The sequence below is a fragment of the Pseudomonas sp. JAI120 genome, assembly GCF_014207255.1.
Taxonomy (GTDB): Bacteria; Pseudomonadota; Gammaproteobacteria; order Pseudomonadales; family Pseudomonadaceae; genus Aquipseudomonas.
This window is the reverse complement of sequence record NZ_JACHCZ010000002.1, coordinates 597,442-613,857: the sequence shown is the minus strand read 5'-3', so window position 1 is coordinate 613,857 and position 16,416 is coordinate 597,442. Positions and strand designations below refer to the sequence as shown.

Sequence of the window (16,416 nt, the reverse complement as noted above, 5' to 3'; positions counted from 1 at the left end):
CTGCCCCTCCCACATTGGCCCGGTTTCTACAGTAGGCGCTATGGAGTGCTTAGTGCTGCAGGATTTTCTCAAGGAAGTGCTGCGCGCGTTCGGAGCGGGCGCTGACGTCGCCGAAGAATTCCTCTTTCGGGCAGTCTTCGATGATCTGGCCTTTGTCCATGAAGATCACGCGATCGGCCACTTTGCGGGCAAAGCCCATTTCGTGGGTCACGCACATCATGGTCATGCCTTCCTGGGCCAGTTGCACCATCACGTCCAGCACTTCGTTGACCATTTCCGGGTCCAGCGCCGAGGTCGGTTCGTCGAACAGCATGACGATCGGGTCCATGGCCAGTGCACGCGCAATGGCCACGCGTTGTTGCTGACCTCCCGAGAGTTGGCCGGGGTGCTTGTGGGCGTGTTCCGACAGGCCCACGCGCTCAAGCAGTTGCAGGCCTTTCTTGGTGGCTTCTTCCTTGCTGCGGCCGAGCACCTTGATCTGCGCGATGGTCAGGTTTTCGGTGATGGTCAGGTGCGGGAACAGCTCGAAGTGCTGGAACACCATGCCTACGCGCGAGCGCAGTTGCGGCAGGTTGGTCTTCGGATCGGCGATGGACGTGCCGTCGACGATCACGTCGCCTTTCTGGAACGGTTCCAGCGCGTTGACGCACTTGATCAGGGTGGACTTGCCCGAGCCCGATGGCCCGCACACCACGATCACTTCGCCTTTTTTAACCTCGGTGCTGCAATCGGTCAGCACCTGGAAGTCGCCATACCACTTGTTGATGTTCTTGATAGAGATCATACGGCAAACCTTTTTTGCAGACGCTTGACCAGCAGCGAGGCGGAAAAGCTGATGATGAAGTAGACGACACCGGCGAAGATCAGGAACTCATTGGAGCGCCCGATGATATCGCCGTTGGAGCGGGCGGAGTTGAGGAAGTCCACCAGGCCCACGGTGTAGACCAGCGAGGTGTCCTGGAACAGGATGATCGACTGTTGCAGCAGCAACGGGGTCATCTTGCGGAACGCCTGGGGCAGGATGATCAGGCGCATGGTCTGGCCATAGGTCATGCCCATTGCCTGTGCCGCCGCCATTTGGCCCTTGGGGATCGACTGCACGCCGGCCCGCACGATCTCACAGAAGTACGCGGCTTCGAACATCATGAACGCCACGACGCAGGAGGCGAACGCGCCGATCGGTGTGTCTTCGCCGGTGATCCAGCGCAACACGAACGGCACCGCCAGGTAGAACCAGGTGATCACCAGCAGCAGTGGGATCGAGCGGAAGTAGTTCACATAGGCGCCGGCCACCCGGGACAGCAGTTTGTTTGACGACAGGCGCATCAGTGCGAGGATCGTACCCAGCGCGATACCGCCGATCACGCCCATGACCATCAGCTTCAAGGTCATGACCATGCCGTTCCACAGGCCTGGGATGGCGGGGATGATGCCGCTGAAATCGAGTTCCATTATTTACCCCCCACGGAGATCAGGCCGGGCACGGCGACTTTCTTCTCGACCACGCGCATCAGCAGCATCAGGCTCATGTTCAGGGTGAAGTAGATCAGCGTGGCCAGGGTGAAGGCTTCAAACAGGTTGGCCGAGAACTCGGCGGTCTGTTTGGTTTGTGCCAGCAGTTCCATCAGGCCGATCAAGGACGCCACGGAGGAGTTCTTGAAGACGTTGAGGAATTCCGAGGTAAGCGGTGGAATGATGATCCGGTAAGCCTGGGGCAGCAGCACGTTCCAGTAGATCTGCGGCAGCTTGAAGCCCATGGCACGCGCGGCGGCCTCTTGGCCGCGTGGCAGCGCCTGGATACCGGTGCGCACTTGCTCGCACACACGGGCAGCGGTGAACAGGCCCAGGCACACGACAACGCTCAGGTAGGCCGAGGTGGTCGGGTTCAGGTCCTGCTTGTACCAGTCCTGCAGGTTTTGCGGCAGCAGGTCGGGTATCAGGAAGTACCAGATGAACAGCTGCACCAGCAGCGGCACGTTACGAAACAGTTCCACGTAGCAGGTCGCGATGCCTGATACGAGGCGGTTTGGCACAGTGCGCATGACCCCAAGAATGGAGCCCAGCAGCAAGGCGATAATCCATGCCACGACAGCGATGGCGATGGTCCAGCCCAGGCCGGCGATGTACCAGTCGAGATAAGTCTCGCTGCCCACGCCGGTGGACTTGAAGAACACGCCCCAGTCCCAGTTGTAATTCATTAGGGTCTCCCCTCGAGATCGATCGATGTACAAGCACCCGCTTGGGGAAAGTCCATTCCCGCCTGACGATGAACGCCAGGCACACACGATCGGCTCGAAAACCGCCAGGTCGAGTGTTCCAAAGTATAGCCAGCAGGTAGTAACAGACGCCTGAGGGAGGGTTGGCTCCCTCAGGCGATAAGGTTAGTCAGAAATCAGATTTTTACGTCAGGCGCCGGCTTGTCAGTCGGGTTCTTGATCAGTTCCTTAACCTTGTCGCTCATTGGGAAGTTCAGGTTCAGTTTTTTGGGTGGGATCGGGCTTTCGAACCACTTGGCGTAGATCTTGTTGATTTCGCCGGACTTGTACAGGCCCGCGATGGCGTCATCTACCGCTTTCTTGAAGGCAGGGTCTTCTTTGCGAACCATGCACGCGTAGGCTTCGAAGGACTGTGGAGTACCGGTGATGACCCAGTCATCCGGCTTCTTGGCCTTGGCTTCTTCACCGGCCAGCAGGGCGTCGTCCATCATGAAGGCTACGGCACGGCCGCTTTCCAGCATCTGGAAGGACTCGCCGTGGTCTTTGGCGGAGATGACGTTCATGCCCATCTGTTTGTCAGCGTTCATCGCCTTGATGATGCGCTCGGACGTGGTGCCGGCGGTGGTGACGACGTTCTTGCCTTTCAGGTCGGCGAAGTCGGCGTAGCTAGGCTTGCCTTCCTTGTCTTTCTTGACCAGCAGGCGGGTGCCGATTTCGAAGATGTTGGTGGTGAAGGCGACTTGCTGAGCGCGTTCGGCGTTGTTGGTGGTGGAACCGCACTCAATGTCGACGGTGCCGTTCTGAACCAGCGGAATACGGGTCTGCGAGGTGACCAGGTTGTACTTGGCCTGCAGATCGGGTTTGTTCAGGTCTTTTTTCAGGGCTTCAACGATGGCCAGCTGAATGTCGTGAGAGTAGCCCACAGGTTTGCCCGAACCATCCGCAATGTAGGAAAACGGAATGGAGCTGTCGCGGTGCCCGAGGGTGATGGTGCCGGAGTCGTTGATTTTCTTCAGCGTGCCGGTGAGTTCGGCGGCAAAAACTGGAGTGCTGATCAGAGCAGCAGCGATAGCTGCGCCCAGGATATGGGGAACGATGCGCATCAATACTTCCTCGACATTTGTTTTTTTTATGAAGCCAGCTAACGGCTCTCTTGTACAGCGAATGCCCGTGACGGCTCCTAAGGCGTTTCAGGCAATCGTCAAAGAGTGTAGAGCATGAGTCGTGCCAGACCCGGATCAAAAGGTTAACCGTATGATTTATATGAAGATTAAATTTGTGTGGTAGCGTATGTGTAACTGTTTGATCCGGCAAACCGAATAGGCTTACCTATGGCGTTCGGAAAACCGAATGCCAAGGCCGGCATAAAAAAGCCCCTGGGCCTTACGGCGCAGGGGCTTTTGTACGACGGGCCTGTCAGGCCGCTTCGATCTTGCTGCGGTTCTGCTCAACCTTGGACAGGTAGCGCTGCAGGTTGTCCTGTTCCTGCGGGGTGGTGAACAGGCCGAGTTTGGTGCGGCGCCACAGCACGTCCTGGGGCTGGGTTACCCATTCCTCGGCACACAGGTAATCGACCTCGCGGGTGTACAGGCCGCCACCCAGATGCTCGCCCAGGTCAGCCAGCGATTGCACGCCTTCCAGCAGGCGCCAGGTGCGGCTGCCATAGGTGGTGGACCAACGGCGCGCGATCTCGCTCGGCACCCAGTCGAATTTGCTGCGAATGGCCTCGGCCAGGGCTTCTGGCGTGGTCATGTCCTCGCCGCCGGGCAGGCTGGCGGTGGCGGTCCAGCTTGGACGCATCTGGGTGAAATACGGGGCCAGTTGCGCCATCGCCGATTCGGCGAGCTTGCGATAGGTGGTCAGCTTGCCGCCGAACACCGACAGGATCGGTGCCTCCCCCACGCCACCGGACAGCGACAGGGTGTAGTCGCGGGTGATGGCCGACGGGTTGTCCGACTCGTCGTTGCAAAGTGGGCGCACACCCGAGTAGGTGTGGACGATGTCGTCGCGGCTCAGCTGTTTCTTGAAGTGCGCGTTAACCACCTTGAGCATGTAGTCGGTTTCACCTTCGGTGATCGCCACTTTCGCCGGGTCGCCGGTGTATTCGCGGTCGGTGGTGCCGATGATGGTCAGGTGGTTCAGGTACGGAATGGTGAAGACGATACGCTGGTCTTCGTTCTGCAGGATGTGTGCGTGGGCGCCTTCATACAGCTTCGGCACGATCAGGTGGCTGCCCTGGATCAGGCGGATGCCGTAGGGCGAGTCCAGCTTCAGGTCGTCCCTGATGAACTTGGCGACCCACGGGCCGGCAGCGTTCACCAGCGCGCGGGCGCGGATCGAGAACAGGCTGCCATCGGCGCGTTCCATGTTCATGTCCCACATGCCATTGCTGCGATGGGCGCTGATGCAGCGGGTCTGGGTGTGGATATGCGCACCCTTTTCACGGGCAGCCATGGCGTTGAGTACCACCAGGCGCGCGTCGTCGACCCAGCAGTCGGAGTATTCGAAGCCTTTGGTGATTTCGCTTTTCAGCGGGCTGTCGGGGCCGAACTTGAGGCTCTTGGAGCCAGCAAGTTTCTCGCGCTTGCCCAGGTGGTCATACAGGAACAGGCCGGCACGGATCATCCACGCCGGGCGCAGGTGTGGGCGGTGTGGCAGGACAAAGCGCATCTGCTTGACGATGTGCGGGGCCTTGGCCAGCAGCACTTCACGTTCGGCCAGGGCTTCGCGTACCAGGCGGAATTCGTAATGTTCGAGGTAGCGCAGGCCGCCGTGGATCAGCTTGCTGCTGGCGGAGGAGGTGTGGCTGGCCAGGTCGTCCTTTTCGCAAAGGAATACCGACAAACCGCGACCGGCTGCGTCTGCTGCAATGCCGACGCCATTGATCCCGCCACCGATTACGGCAACGTCATAGACTTCGGCAAGCGGTGGAGCAGGCAAGGTAGAAGGGTTCATCGGCTGGCCTCGGGATCTTTTTCATATTGGAAATCGAACATTAATGTTCATTTTCGAAAATGGTAGCTGATAAACGTGGCCACAGCCAGCCGACTTCGATTGAAAAAACTCATCGAAGGGCGGGAAAAGGAAAATTTGTGAACATAAGCCTGGGCAAGGCTCGAGAAAAAAGCGCTGGATAAACCGCCATCGGGGGCAAGTCGAATCGTCGCCCCCGATGGCGTCAGTGCAGGCGCTATACGACTTCCAGACGAACCTTGTGCTGATTCAGCAACTGCACCAAGGCGGGCACCGGCTCCTGATCCGTCACCAGGCAGTCCACCAGGCTGATCGGCCCGAGTCGAATCATGGCATTGCGCCCGAATTTGCTCGAGTCCGCCGCCAGGATCACCTGGCGCGCATTGGCGATGATCGCCTGGGAAACCCGGACTTCCTGGTAGTCGAAGTCCAGCAGGCTGCCGTCCTCGTCGATACCGCTGATACCCACCAACGCGAAGTCGACCTTGAACTGGTTGATGAAGTCGACACTGGCCTGGCCCACCACGCCGCCGTCACGGCGCACATTGCCGCCGGTCAGCAACACATCGAAGTCGTCCTTGGCGCTGAGCATGGTGGCGACGTTGAGATTGTTGGTGATGATTTTCAGGTGGTTGTGGTTGAGCAGCGCACGGGCGATGGATTCGGTGGTGGTGCCGATATTGATGAACAGCGAGGCGTGATCGGGGATTTGTGCCGCGATGGCTTCGCCGATGCGTTGTTTCTCATCGCGCATCTGGTCGGCACGCATGGCGTACGCGGTGTTCTCGACACTGGAGTCATAGGCCGCGCCGCCGTGGTAGCGGCGCAGCAGATTGGCGTCCGCCAGCTGGTTGATGTCGCGGCGGATGGTTTGCGGGGTGACAACGAATAGCTGCGCCATTTCCTCGATACTCACGTAGCCGCGTTCGCGGACCAGTTCGAGGATTTGCTGCTGGCGGGGAGGCAGATTCATGGGGCGTCCTTTGGGCTGCCATACAAAAGTGGCCCATGATGACGCAGGAATCTGCTCCCTGCCAGTTACAACCCAATATGGGTCCAGCGCGTGGCTTATTCGGCGCCTTCGTGCGGTTCCCAGTCACGGGTGCGGCTTACCGCTTTTTGCCAGCCGGCGTAGAGTTTCTCTTTGGCGGTTTCTTCCAGTTGCGGTTCGAATTCGCGCTCGATCACGGCCTTGCCGCGCAACTCGTCCAGGCTGCTCCAGAAGCCACAGGCCAGGCCCGCCAGGTAAGCGGCGCCGAGTGCCGTGGTTTCACGCATTTGCGGACGTTCGACCTGGGTACCGAGGATATCGGCCTGGAACTGCATCAGGAAGTTGTTGGCCACCGCGCCGCCGTCTACGCGCAGGGCCTTGAGACGTTCGCCCGAGTCCTGTTGCATGGCGTCGAGTACGTCGCGGGTCTGGTAGGCAATCGACTCCAAAGCGGCACGAATAATGTGATCCACGCGTACGCCGCGGGTCAGGCCAAACAGTGCGCCACGGGCATACGGGTCCCAGTACGGGGCGCCCAGGCCGGTGAAGGCCGGCACCAGGTACACGCCGTTGCTGTCCTTGACCTTGCCGGCGAAGTATTCGGTGTCGGTGGCATCGGCGATGATTTTCAGCTCGTCACGCAGCCATTGCACGGTGGAGCCACCGTTGAACACCGCGCCTTCCAGCGCATACGCCACTTCGCCACGCGGGCCACAGGCGATGGTGGTGAGCATGCCGTGCTTGGATTTCACCGCTTTATCACCGGTGTTCATCAGCAGGAAGCAGCCGGTGCCGTAGGTGTTCTTGGCCTGGCCGGCCTCCACGCACATCTGGCCGAACAGCGCCGCTTGCTGGTCACCGGCGATACCGCCGATGGCGATGCCGCTTTTGGTGCGGCCGTAGATCTCGGAGGAAGACTTCACTTCCGGCAGCATTTCCCGCGGAACGTCGAGGATCTCCAGCATCTTCGCATCCCACTCCAGGGTGTGGATGTTGAAGAGCATGGTGCGCGAGGCGTTGGTGTAGTCGGTGACGTGGGTCTTGCCGCCGGTAAATTTCCAGATCAGCCAGCTGTCGATGGTGCCGAACAGCAACTCGCCGTTGCGCGCGCGCTCGCGGCTGCCTTCGACGTTATCGAGGATCCACTTGAGCTTGGTGCCGGAGAAGTACGGGTCGGTGACCAGGCCGGTGGTGTCGTTGATGTATTGCTCGTGACCGTCGCGCTTGAGCTGCTGGCAGATCTCGGTGCTGCGGCGGCACTGCCAGACGATGGCGTTGTAGATCGGACGGCCGGTGACCTTGTCCCATACCACGGTGGTTTCACGCTGGTTGGTGATACCGATGGCGGCGACCTGGTCATGGTGCAGGCCGGCTTGTGCCAGGGCTTCTACCATCACCGCGCTCTGGGTGGCGAAGATTTCCATCGGGTCATGTTCGACCCAGCCAGCCTGTGGGTAGTGCTGCGTGAATTCACGCTGGGCGGTGCAGACCACGTTGGCGTCACGATCAAAGATGATCGCCCGGGAACTGGTGGTGCCCTGGTCAAGGGCAATGATGTAGTTCTTATTCTGAAGGTCGGTCATATTGATTGCCTTGCACGGAAATAAGGAAGTCAGAAATCAGCCTGGGCCGCAAAGGGCAGAGGACCAGGCTGGCGCTTTCAGGAAATACGAGTCTTGCCGTTGACAGCCGTGTCAGTTGTTTCAGCTATAGCAGGTGCGGCGCTCGGCAAGTGGCGGGCAATCAGCCCGCGATAGGCCGCAGCACCGAGGCATGCGCCGACAATCGGCGCGAAAATCGGAACCAGGAAGTAAGGAATATCGCGGCCGCCAGTGAAGGCCATTTCACCCCAGCCGGCGAAAAAGGTCATCAGCTTGGGCCCGAAATCCCGCGCCGGGTTCATCGCAAAACCGGTCAGCGGCCCCATGGCGCTGCCAATCACCGCAATCAGCAGTCCGATCAGCAGGGGGGCCAGCGGGCCGCGCGGCAGGCCGTTGTTGTCATCGGTAAGGGCCATGATCACGCCCATCAGGATCGCGGTAATGACCATTTCCACCAGGAAGGCCTGGGCGGTGCTCAGCAGCGCGTGAGGGTAGGTGGAGAATACCGACGCCAATTCCAGACTGGCTTGGGTGCCGCGGACCATGTGGTGAGTTTGTTCGTAATCGAAAAACAGGTTGCTGTAGAGGGTGTACACCAGCGCGGCCGAGCAGAAGGCGCCGGCGACTTGGGCAAGAATGTAGAAGGGCAGTTTGCGCTTTTCGAAATCCGCAAAAATACACAGGGCGATACTCACCGCTGGGTTGAGGTGAGCCCCGGAGATGCCGGCGCTCAGGTAGATCGCCATGCTGACGCCGATCCCCCAGATGATACTGATTTCCCATAACCCAAAGCTGGCACCCGCGACCTTGAGCGCAGCGACACATCCCGTACCGAAGAAGATCAGAAGCGCAGTCCCCAGGAACTCAGCCATGCATTGGCTTGAAAGTGAAGGCTGTTGAAGAGCAGTTGTCATGGAAAACCTCGATTGTTGTTCTTGTCTGGCGCACGGCCTCAACGGGCGGTTGCGCGATTTTCACCGTGACGAGGATCCCCATCCAAGGCACGGCTTACTGCTGGAACTCTGTAGAGGCATTCCTACAGTATTCGGAAACGAAAAAATATAGACAAGAATGACGGCTGTCAAAGGTCGAAAGTGAACTGTCGGTCACTTTCGAACTATTGGTTTGATGAATGATCACGCCCTCTGCGTTAAGTCTCGTCGGCGTGGAGGGCGGACTAGAGCGTTTTGTATGGGGTTGGCCTAGAATTGGCCATCTGTTTGCCACGCCCGGAGACTTCATGACACCCGCACTGGATTTGTTGAAAAAAGTTCGCGCCGAACATCGCATCCACAGTTATGAACATGACCCCAAGGCGGCCTCCTATGGTCTGGAGGCCGCAGAAAAATTGGGCCTCGACCCGGGGCGGGTATTCAAGACTTTGTTGGCCAGCAGCGAAAAAGGCGAATTATTGGTGGCTGTAGTGCCGGTCGTCGGAAGTCTTGACCTAAAAGCCCTTGCTCATGCGGCCGGGGTAAAAAAAGTCGAAATGGCGGATCCAGCCGCGGCGCAGCGTTCTACCGGTTACCTGCTGGGCGGTATCAGCCCGCTGGGGCAGAAAAAGCGTTTGCGCACATTTATCGACGTGACGGCGCAGCCGTTTGCGACAATTTTTGTGAGTGCGGGGAGAAGGGGGCTGGAGGTGGAGTTGTCCGCCGCGGTGCTGGCGGAACATACCCAGGCCAAATTTGCAGAAATTGGCCGGGTGTAATTCCTGGCCACTGGAGAGCCAATGTGGGAGGGGGTAAGCCCCTCCCACACGTTGATCATCGACTCAGCCAGCCGGGCTATAGCGCCGTACGCCGGACTCGGATCGAGGCACCTGCGCCGCGATGCTGCCTGACGCCTGGAACAGCACCAAATGCTCAGCGGCTACGCGAATGCCCACCTCGGCGCCCACCTGATGGTCGGCATGGCTCGGGAAAATCGACTCCAGCTGCGCGCCGGTCGGCAGTTGCAGGCGGTACAAGGTCGACGCGCCGAGGAAGGTCTTGCCGACGATCCGCGCTTTCAAGGGGCTGTCCGGCGCGTAGACGATGTCGTCCGGGCGTAGCAAGACGTCAACTGCACCGCCCGTAGGCCAGGTGTAGGCCCGGTTACCGCGCAGGTCCCCCAGTTCGGTATGGACGGAATCGGGCGAACTTAATTGGCCGCGGATGAAATAGCCCTGCCCAATAAAGCTGGCGACATAAGGCGTCAGTGGTTCGTGATAGAGGTTGTAGGGCGTGTCCCACTGCTCCAGGCGGCCTTCCTTGAAGACTCCGACGTGATCACTCACGGCGAACGCCTCTTCCTGGTCATGGGTGACCAGGATCGCACTGGTGCCCCGCGCCTTGAGGATATCGCGTACCTCGTGGCTGAGCTTGCGCCGCAGTTCGCCGTCGAGGTTGGAGAACGGCTCGTCCAGCAGCAACAGTTGTGGCTCCGGCGCCAGGGCGCGGGCGAGGGCGACGCGTTGCTGTTGGCCGCCCGACAGTTCGTGGGGGAATCGCTTGCCCAGGTTCTTCAGGTTGACCAATTCCAGCAGTTCGGCGACCACGCGGTCTTTTTGCGGGTGTTTGCGAATGCCGAAGGCGATGTTGTCGGCCACGCTGAGGTGGGGAAACAGCGCGTAGTCCTGGAACACCATGCCGATGCGACGTTTCTCCGGTGCCAGAGTAAAACCGGCGCTGGAGATCACTTCGCCGGCGAGGCTGATTTCGCCTTCGTGCACCGGCTCAAATCCGGCAATCGCCCGCAACGTTGTGGTTTTGCCGCAGCCCGAAGAACCGAGCAGGCAACCGATATCGCCGGCGTTGAGGTGCAGATTGAGGTTCTGCACCACCCGTTGATCCTGATAGCCGCATGCCAGATTGCGCAAGTTCAGCAGTAAGGGCTGGCTCATGCGTGGTGGTACGCCGGCTCGACGAGGAATTCGAGCAGGGCCTTCTGGGCATGCAGGCGGTTTTCGGCCTGGTCCCAAGCCACGGAGCGCGTGTCGTCGAGCAGGTCGAGGCTGATCTCTTCGCCACGGTGTGCCGGCAGACAGTGCATGAACAGTACATCGGGCGCGGCCAGGTCGAGCAGTTCCCGCGTAACCTGATAGGGAGCGAACATAGCGAGACGCTTGGCCGTTTCGTCTTCCTGGCCCATCGAGGTCCAGACGTCGGTGCTGACCAGGTGCGCGCCGATCACTGCATCCTTTGGATCGCGCAGGATTTGCACGCGGCCATCGGCCTTGGCCAGGAACTCGGCAGCCGGCTCGAAGCCTTCCGGGCAGGCAATGCGCAGGTGGAAGTCGAACTGAATCGCCGCTTCTATATAGCTGTTGCACATGTTGTTGCCGTCACCGATCCAGGCCACGGTCTTGCCTTGTATCGAGCCACGGTGCTCAAGGAAGGTCTGCATGTCGGCCAGCAACTGGCACGGGTGCAGGTCATCGGACAGGCCATTGATCACTGGCACGCGGGAGTAGGCGGCGAATTCGGTCAGGGTGCTGTGGGCAAAGGTGCGGATCATCACCGCATCGAGCATGCGCGACATGACGATCGCGCAGTCGCTGATCGGCTCGCCACGGCCCAGTTGGGTGTCACGCGGCGACAGGAAGATGGCCTGGCCACCCAACTGGATCATGCCGGCTTCGAAGGACAGGCGAGTGCGGGTCGACGACTTCTCGAAAATCATCCCGAGCACGCGGTTTTTCAAAGGCTCGAACAGTACGCCGCGGTTACGCAGGTCTTTAAGCTCAATGCCTCGACGGATCACGCTGACCAGCTCTTCGGGCGTGCAATCCATCAGGGAGAGAAAGTGCCTTGCGCTCATCATTAACTACCTTTTTGCAACAGACCGCAGATACTCAAAGCCTTGTTTATTGTGACAACGGGCGAGACCTGCGGCGAAAGCCGCACGGGGCGACGAAATAGGGGAAGGCGCGATCTTATAATTAAATGTCGCGTCTTACCAATAGGGCTACGGTTTTTACGGATGTTCAGACGGGCGCGCTAGCGCTTTTGAAGACGATTTCCAGACAGCAGCGGGCCATTTGTACACTGACGCCGCAACCTTTTGCAATGCGCGGGGGCGGGCTTGGGCCAGGCTGCGTCGGTTTCAGGGGTTGATTACAGGTTCTGTAACATTTGCTCATGTTTGCTCATGGCCTGGCTTGATGGCTCTCGATTCACAGGACTAACGATGCTGGTGCCTGTCAGGGTCACGGCCCATAGTCAGGCCAAAGCCCAATAAAGAGACTGGCCATGACCAAGACTCTCCACCACCGTGCATGCCATCTGTGTGAAGCCATTTGTGGCCTGACCCTGGAAACCACCCAAGCCGAAGACGGCAGCCTGGCGATCACCTCGATCAAGGGCGACGCGCTGGACAGCTTCAGCCGTGGCCACATCTGCCCGAAGGCTGTGGCGTTGCAGGACATCCAGAATGATCCTGACCGCCTGCATCAGCCCATGTTGCGGGTGGGCAGCGAATGGCAGCCCATCCCGTGGGATGAGGCGTTTGCCCTGGTCGCCGAGCGGCTGGCGGGCATCCAGGCGCGGCATGGGCAGAATGCGGTGGCGGTGTACCAGGGCAACCCCAGCGTGCACAACTATGGGCTGATGACCCACAGTAACTACTTCCTGGGCCTGCTCAAGACGCGCAACCGGTTTTCTGCCACCTCCGTTGACCAGTTGCCCCATCACCTCACCAGCCACCTGATGTACGGCCACGGCCTGTTGCTGCCGATTCCGGACATCGACCACACCGACTTCATGCTGATCCTGGGCGGCAACCCGTTGGCCTCCAATGGCAGCATCATGACCGTGCCCGATGTGGAGAAGCGCCTCAAGGCCATCCAGGCCCGGGGTGGCAAAGTAGTGGTGGTCGATCCTCGGCGCAGTGAGACGGCGGCGATCGCTGATCAGCACCTGTTCGTGCGGCCTGGTGGGGATGCGGCGCTGCTGTTCGGGGTACTCAATACGCTGTTTACCGAGAACCTGACGCGCGACAGTCATTTGCCGGTAGAAGGCCTTGAGGAGGTGCGTCGTGCAATTGCCGGTTTTACCGCCGAAGCCATGAGTCGCCAGTGTGCAGTGCCTGCCGGGCAGATCCGCCAGTTGGCGCGGGATTTCGCTGCTGCGGATAAAGCGGTGTGCTACGGGCGTATGGGGGTGTCGACCCAGGCGTTCGGCACGCTGTGTCATTGGCTGGTGCAGTTGATCAATTTGGTCACCGGTAACCTCGACCGCGAGGGTGGTGCGTTATGCACCAGTCCGGCGGTGGATTTGGTCGCGTCTACCGGTGGCGGGCATTTCAATCGCTGGCAGAGTCGCGTGTCCGGGCGCCCGGAGTACGGTGGCGAGTTGCCAGTGTCTGCATTGGCAGAAGAAATGCTCACCGGCGGCGAAGGACAGATCCGTGCGCTGGTGACGGTGGCGGGCAACCCGGTGCTGTCGACTCCCAATGGCCGCCAGTTAGAGCAGGCGCTGGACGGCTTGGAGTTCATGGTCAGCGTCGACCTCTATATCAACGAGACCACGCGTTATGCCGATCTGATCCTGCCCTCCACGTCGGCACTGGAAAACGACCACTACGACACCACGTTCAATATGTTCGCCGTGCGCAATGTCACACGTTTCAATCGCGCGATCCTGCCCAAGCCTGAGGGGGCACTGCATGACTGGGAGATTTTTGTCGGCCTGGCCACGGCATTCGCTGCGCAGACCGGTATGGCGCTCAAGCCAACCATGCCGCCTGCGCAAATGATCGACTTCGGGTTGCGCGCCGGTGCTTATGGTGATGCGTCGAGCCATAAGTTGTCGGTGGCGAAGCTGGCGGATCATCCTCATGGCATGGACCTGGGGCCGCTCAAGCCCAATCTTGCCGCGCGCTTGAAAACCGTGGATGGCAAAGTGCAGGCAGCACCGGCAGTGATTCTGGCGGATCTGGCGCGCTTTGCGGCGCAGCCGATGCCGGTGGCTGGCGAGTTGCTGCTGATCGGCCGTCGCCATGTGCGCAGTAATAATTCCTGGATGCATAACTATCACCGGCTGGTGAAGGGTAAGCCTCGGCACCAGCTGCATATGCATCCCGACGACCTGGCCAGTCGCCAGTTGGCAGATGGGCAGCGGGTGCGCGTCAGTTCACGTATCGGCATGATCGAGGTGGAGGTGGTCGCCAGCCTGGACATGATGCCCGGCGTCGTCAGCCTGCCCCATGGTTGGGGCCACGGCCGTCCGGGCGTGCAGATGACCATCGCCAGCGAGCTACCGGGGGCGAGCGCCAATGACTTGACCGACGAGCGGCAATTGGATGAGTTATCGGGCAATGCGGCATTGAATGGTGTACCGGTCCAAGTCGCTGCCGCATAAGGCGCCCGAGCACCGCGTTGGAATTTTGCGTTACAATGCGCCACCGTGCCGACCTGTGAGTCGCAAAGTTCCAGCCGAGGTGTTCCATGGATATCATCGAAACGATCAAAGAGCAGATTGCCAACAACACCATTCTGCTTTACATGAAGGGCGCACCTAACGCTCCTCAGTGCGGTTTCTCCGCGAAGGCTTCCCAGGCTGTGATGCAGTGTGGCGAGAAGTTCGCTTACGTGGATATTCTGCAAAACCCGGAAATCCGCGCCAACCTGCCGAAGTACGCCAACTGGCCTACGTTCCCACAACTGTGGGTAGCCGGTGAACTGGTCGGCGGTAGCGATATCATCACTGAAATGGCAGCTGATGGTTCGTTGCAGGCGTTGATCAAAGATGCAGCGGCAAACGCGGCGGCCAAGACCGACGCTTGATTCGCCTGCAATAAAAAGCCCCGCTTCTCGTGAGAGAGCGGGGCTTTTTTGTACCTGTGAGCGAGGGGGTTATTCGCCCATCTGCGATTGCAGGTAGTTCTCCAGGCTGACTTTGTCGATCAGGCCCAATTGGGTTTCAAGCCAGTCGATATGTTCTTCCTGGTCTTCCAGGATGTCTTCCAGCAGTTCACGGCTGCCGAAGTCGCCTTTGGTTTCGCAGTGCGCAATGGCGGCCTTGAGGTCGCTGTGGCTCTTGCGCTCGAAGCCCAGGTCGCTGCTGATCATTTCCTGGGTGTGCTCGCCGATGTTCAGCTTGCCCAGGTCCTGGACGTTCGGCAGCCCTTCCAGGAACAGGATGCGCTTGATCAGCGCGTCGGCGTCCTTCATGGCCTTGATGGATTCTTTGTATTCGCGCTTGCCAAGCTTTTCCAGGCCCCAATCGTCGTACATGCGCGCATGCAGGAAGTACTGATTGATCGCGACCAGTTCATTGGCAAGGATTTTGTTGAGTTGCTGGATGACTGAGATGTCGCCTTTCATGACTGGGGTCCTGCCCTGTAATAGCTGTGTATAAGGCGGAGTTTGAGCGGCGAAAACCCTAGTGTCAAACCTAAGTTATTGAATAATAAATGAAAATTAATCGGAATAAGAATGTTTGTGTTCCGCGTCTTGGCGCTAACTAATTGAATTAAAGGCATAAAAAAACCGGACACTAAGTCCGGCTCTTTAAAACACGCCAATTATGCGTGTGTAAATTCTGCTGTGTAGGGGAGCGCAGCCTGGGCTGTTTGCAGCTGCGTCAGGGTTTCCCGTACCACTTGCTTGGCGAGGCAAGCACATTTACCACACTGGCTGGCAACGCCGGTGGTTTCACGTACTTCCTTGTAGCTGCAGCAACCTTCGTAGATCGCTTCGCGGATTTGTCCGTCGGTGACGCCATTACACAGGCACACATACATAAGGGAGAACCGTCGCGGGTTTAAGGCTTAAGTGCGATGGATCTTAATGTTAACGAGAATGATTGTCAAAGTAGATTCGTAGGGTATTTGCCTGCGTTGCCCTCACGCTGACGAACGGTTTTTTCAGTGTATGATGGTCGGTCTTCGCGAAGCGTGACTGCGTCACAGGGCTGTCGCTTGAATGCGGCAGACTCAGGGCCGGTCCTTTTACTTCAATCGTCACCTTTACATCAGGAGATACCCAATGAGCGTACTCGTCGGCAAACAAGCCCCGGATTTCGACGTACCTGCCGTGCTCGGCAATGGCGAAATCGTTGACAGCTTCAAACTGTCTGAAGCCATCAAAGGCAAATACGGCCTGGTGTTCTTCTACCCGCTGGACTTCACCTTCGTCTGCCCTTCGGAGCTGATCGCTCTGGACCACCGCATGGACGATTTCAAGGCGCGTAACGTTGAAGTGGTTGCCGTTTCCATCGACTCCCATTTCACCCATAACGCCTGGCGCAATACTGCCATCAACGATGGCGGCATCGGCAAAGTCAAATACACCATGGCTGCCGACATGAAGCACGACATCGCCAAGGCCTACGACGTTGAGTCCGAAGGCGGCGTGGCTTTCCGTGGCGCGTTCCTGATCGACGACAAGGGCGTTGTACGCTCCCAGATCATCAACGACCTGCCACTGGGCCGTAACATGGAAGAGCTGATCCGTCTGGTCGACGCCCTGCAATTCCACGAAGAGCACGGCGAAGTCTGCCCTGCCAATTGGAAAAAAGGTGACAAGGGCATGAACGCTTCGCCAGAAGGCGTTGCGGCTTACCTGACCGAGAACGCTGGCAAGCTGTAAGCCAGATTCGCGGGACAAAAAAACCGGCCTGAGAAGGCCGGTTTTTTTATGCCGATTGGGATT

The 16,416-nt window shown here is 59.1% G+C and carries 16 protein-coding genes; 4 read left to right on the top strand and 12 right to left on the bottom strand.

The window, feature by feature from the left end:
• Positions 1-49: 49 nt before the first annotated feature.
• From HDC32_RS14690 to HDC32_RS14655, 8 genes are all read right to left on the bottom strand, one after another.
• Positions 50-784 (bottom strand): amino acid ABC transporter ATP-binding protein, encoded by a 735-nt coding sequence (locus HDC32_RS14690; RefSeq protein ID WP_131697381.1) that lies wholly within the window; start codon positions 782-784, stop codon positions 50-52.
• Positions 781-1,452: an amino acid ABC transporter permease gene (locus HDC32_RS14685; protein WP_131697380.1), complete on the bottom strand. Its 672-nt coding sequence runs from the start codon at positions 1,450-1,452 to the stop codon at positions 781-783. Before HDC32_RS14685 ends, HDC32_RS14690 begins: the two co-directional genes overlap by 4 nt.
• Positions 1,452-2,198 carry an amino acid ABC transporter permease gene (locus tag HDC32_RS14680; protein ID WP_024073702.1) on the bottom strand — a complete coding sequence of 249 codons (747 nt, stop codon included), beginning with the start codon at positions 2,196-2,198 and terminating at the stop codon, positions 1,452-1,454. Before HDC32_RS14680 ends, HDC32_RS14685 begins: the two co-directional genes overlap by 1 nt.
• A gap of 194 nt (positions 2,199-2,392) precedes the next feature.
• Positions 2,393-3,319, bottom strand: coding sequence for a glutamate/aspartate ABC transporter substrate-binding protein (locus HDC32_RS14675; protein ID WP_184744515.1), 927 nt, complete (start codon positions 3,317-3,319; stop codon positions 2,393-2,395).
• 313 nt (positions 3,320-3,632) lie between these two features.
• A complete protein-coding gene (gene glpD, locus HDC32_RS14670; protein WP_145335140.1) occupies positions 3,633-5,171 on the bottom strand; it encodes a glycerol-3-phosphate dehydrogenase in 1,539 nt (512 codons plus the stop codon).
• A gap of 235 nt (positions 5,172-5,406) precedes the next feature.
• The gene (locus HDC32_RS14665; RefSeq protein ID WP_027604598.1) at positions 5,407-6,162 is read right to left on the bottom strand and encodes a DeoR/GlpR family transcriptional regulator; all 756 of its coding nucleotides are present in this window, start codon (positions 6,160-6,162) and stop codon (positions 5,407-5,409) included.
• 95 nt (positions 6,163-6,257) lie between these two features.
• Entirely contained in the window at positions 6,258-7,763 is a 1,506-nt protein-coding gene (gene glpK, locus HDC32_RS14660) for a glycerol kinase GlpK (RefSeq protein ID WP_145335138.1), read from the bottom strand.
• A 77-nt stretch (positions 7,764-7,840) separates the two neighbouring features.
• A complete protein-coding gene (locus HDC32_RS14655; RefSeq protein WP_167654813.1) occupies positions 7,841-8,695 on the bottom strand; it encodes an MIP/aquaporin family protein in 855 nt (284 codons plus the stop codon).
• Positions 8,696-9,021: 326 nt separating this feature from the next.
• On the opposite strand from HDC32_RS14655, the gene ybaK reads away from it, so the two are divergent.
• Entirely contained in the window at positions 9,022-9,492 is a 471-nt protein-coding gene (ybaK, locus tag HDC32_RS14650; RefSeq protein ID WP_145335134.1) for a Cys-tRNA(Pro) deacylase, read from the top strand.
• Positions 9,493-9,555: 63 nt separating this feature from the next.
• On the opposite strand, the gene HDC32_RS14645 is transcribed toward ybaK, so the two are convergent.
• On the bottom strand, positions 9,556-10,665 hold the full coding sequence (locus HDC32_RS14645; RefSeq protein ID WP_131697375.1) for an ABC transporter ATP-binding protein: 1,110 nt from the start codon (positions 10,663-10,665) through the stop codon (positions 9,556-9,558).
• Positions 10,662-11,582 (bottom strand): ornithine carbamoyltransferase, encoded by a 921-nt coding sequence (argF, locus tag HDC32_RS14640; RefSeq protein ID WP_131697374.1) that lies wholly within the window; start codon positions 11,580-11,582, stop codon positions 10,662-10,664. Before argF ends, HDC32_RS14645 begins: the two co-directional genes overlap by 4 nt.
• Before the next feature lie 431 nt (positions 11,583-12,013).
• On the opposite strand from argF, the gene HDC32_RS14635 reads away from it, so the two are divergent.
• Positions 12,014-14,122, top strand: a complete 2,109-nt coding sequence (locus HDC32_RS14635) for a molybdopterin oxidoreductase family protein (protein WP_184744513.1) — start codon at positions 12,014-12,016, stop codon at positions 14,120-14,122.
• 86 nt (positions 14,123-14,208) lie between these two features.
• On the top strand, positions 14,209-14,547 hold the full coding sequence (grxD, locus tag HDC32_RS14630; protein ID WP_027604591.1) for a Grx4 family monothiol glutaredoxin: 339 nt from the start codon (positions 14,209-14,211) through the stop codon (positions 14,545-14,547).
• 69 nt (positions 14,548-14,616) lie between these two features.
• On the opposite strand, the gene bfr is transcribed toward grxD, so the two are convergent.
• Entirely contained in the window at positions 14,617-15,087 is a 471-nt protein-coding gene (bfr, locus tag HDC32_RS14625) for a bacterioferritin (protein WP_012722487.1), read from the bottom strand.
• 200 nt (positions 15,088-15,287) lie between these two features.
• Positions 15,288-15,506: a bacterioferritin-associated ferredoxin gene (locus tag HDC32_RS14620; protein ID WP_184744511.1), complete on the bottom strand. Its 219-nt coding sequence runs from the start codon at positions 15,504-15,506 to the stop codon at positions 15,288-15,290.
• Positions 15,507-15,750: 244 nt separating this feature from the next.
• Here HDC32_RS14620 and HDC32_RS14615 point away from each other — a divergent pair, with 244 nt between their 5' ends.
• Positions 15,751-16,353, top strand: a complete 603-nt coding sequence (locus tag HDC32_RS14615; protein WP_003172097.1) for a peroxiredoxin — start codon at positions 15,751-15,753, stop codon at positions 16,351-16,353.
• Positions 16,354-16,416 lie beyond the last annotated feature (63 nt).

Coding starts and splice junctions, on each gene's coding strand:
- HDC32_RS14690 (WP_131697381.1), bottom strand. CDS start 784: ATGATCTCTATCAAGAACATCAACAAGTGGTATGGCGACTTCCAGGTG.
- HDC32_RS14685 (WP_131697380.1), bottom strand. CDS start 1,452: ATGGAACTCGATTTCAGCGGCATCATCCCCGCCATCCCAGGCCTGTGG.
- HDC32_RS14680 (WP_024073702.1), bottom strand. CDS start 2,198: ATGAATTACAACTGGGACTGGGGCGTGTTCTTCAAGTCCACCGGCGTG.
- HDC32_RS14675 (WP_184744515.1), bottom strand. CDS start 3,319: ATGCGCATCGTTCCCCATATCCTGGGCGCAGCTATCGCTGCTGCTCTG.
- glpD (WP_145335140.1), bottom strand. CDS start 5,171: ATGAACCCTTCTACCTTGCCTGCTCCACCGCTTGCCGAAGTCTATGAC.
- HDC32_RS14665 (WP_027604598.1), bottom strand. CDS start 6,162: ATGAATCTGCCTCCCCGCCAGCAGCAAATCCTCGAACTGGTCCGCGAA.
- glpK (WP_145335138.1), bottom strand. CDS start 7,763: ATGACCGACCTTCAGAATAAGAACTACATCATTGCCCTTGACCAGGGC.
- HDC32_RS14655 (WP_167654813.1), bottom strand. CDS start 8,695: ATGACAACTGCTCTTCAACAGCCTTCACTTTCAAGCCAATGCATGGCT.
- ybaK (WP_145335134.1), top strand. CDS start 9,022: ATGACACCCGCACTGGATTTGTTGAAAAAAGTTCGCGCCGAACATCGC.
- HDC32_RS14645 (WP_131697375.1), bottom strand. CDS start 10,665: ATGAGCCAGCCCTTACTGCTGAACTTGCGCAATCTGGCATGCGGCTAT.
- argF (WP_131697374.1), bottom strand. CDS start 11,582: ATGAGCGCAAGGCACTTTCTCTCCCTGATGGATTGCACGCCCGAAGAG.
- HDC32_RS14635 (WP_184744513.1), top strand. CDS start 12,014: ATGACCAAGACTCTCCACCACCGTGCATGCCATCTGTGTGAAGCCATT.
- grxD (WP_027604591.1), top strand. CDS start 14,209: ATGGATATCATCGAAACGATCAAAGAGCAGATTGCCAACAACACCATT.
- bfr (WP_012722487.1), bottom strand. CDS start 15,087: ATGAAAGGCGACATCTCAGTCATCCAGCAACTCAACAAAATCCTTGCC.
- HDC32_RS14620 (WP_184744511.1), bottom strand. CDS start 15,506: ATGTATGTGTGCCTGTGTAATGGCGTCACCGACGGACAAATCCGCGAA.
- HDC32_RS14615 (WP_003172097.1), top strand. CDS start 15,751: ATGAGCGTACTCGTCGGCAAACAAGCCCCGGATTTCGACGTACCTGCC.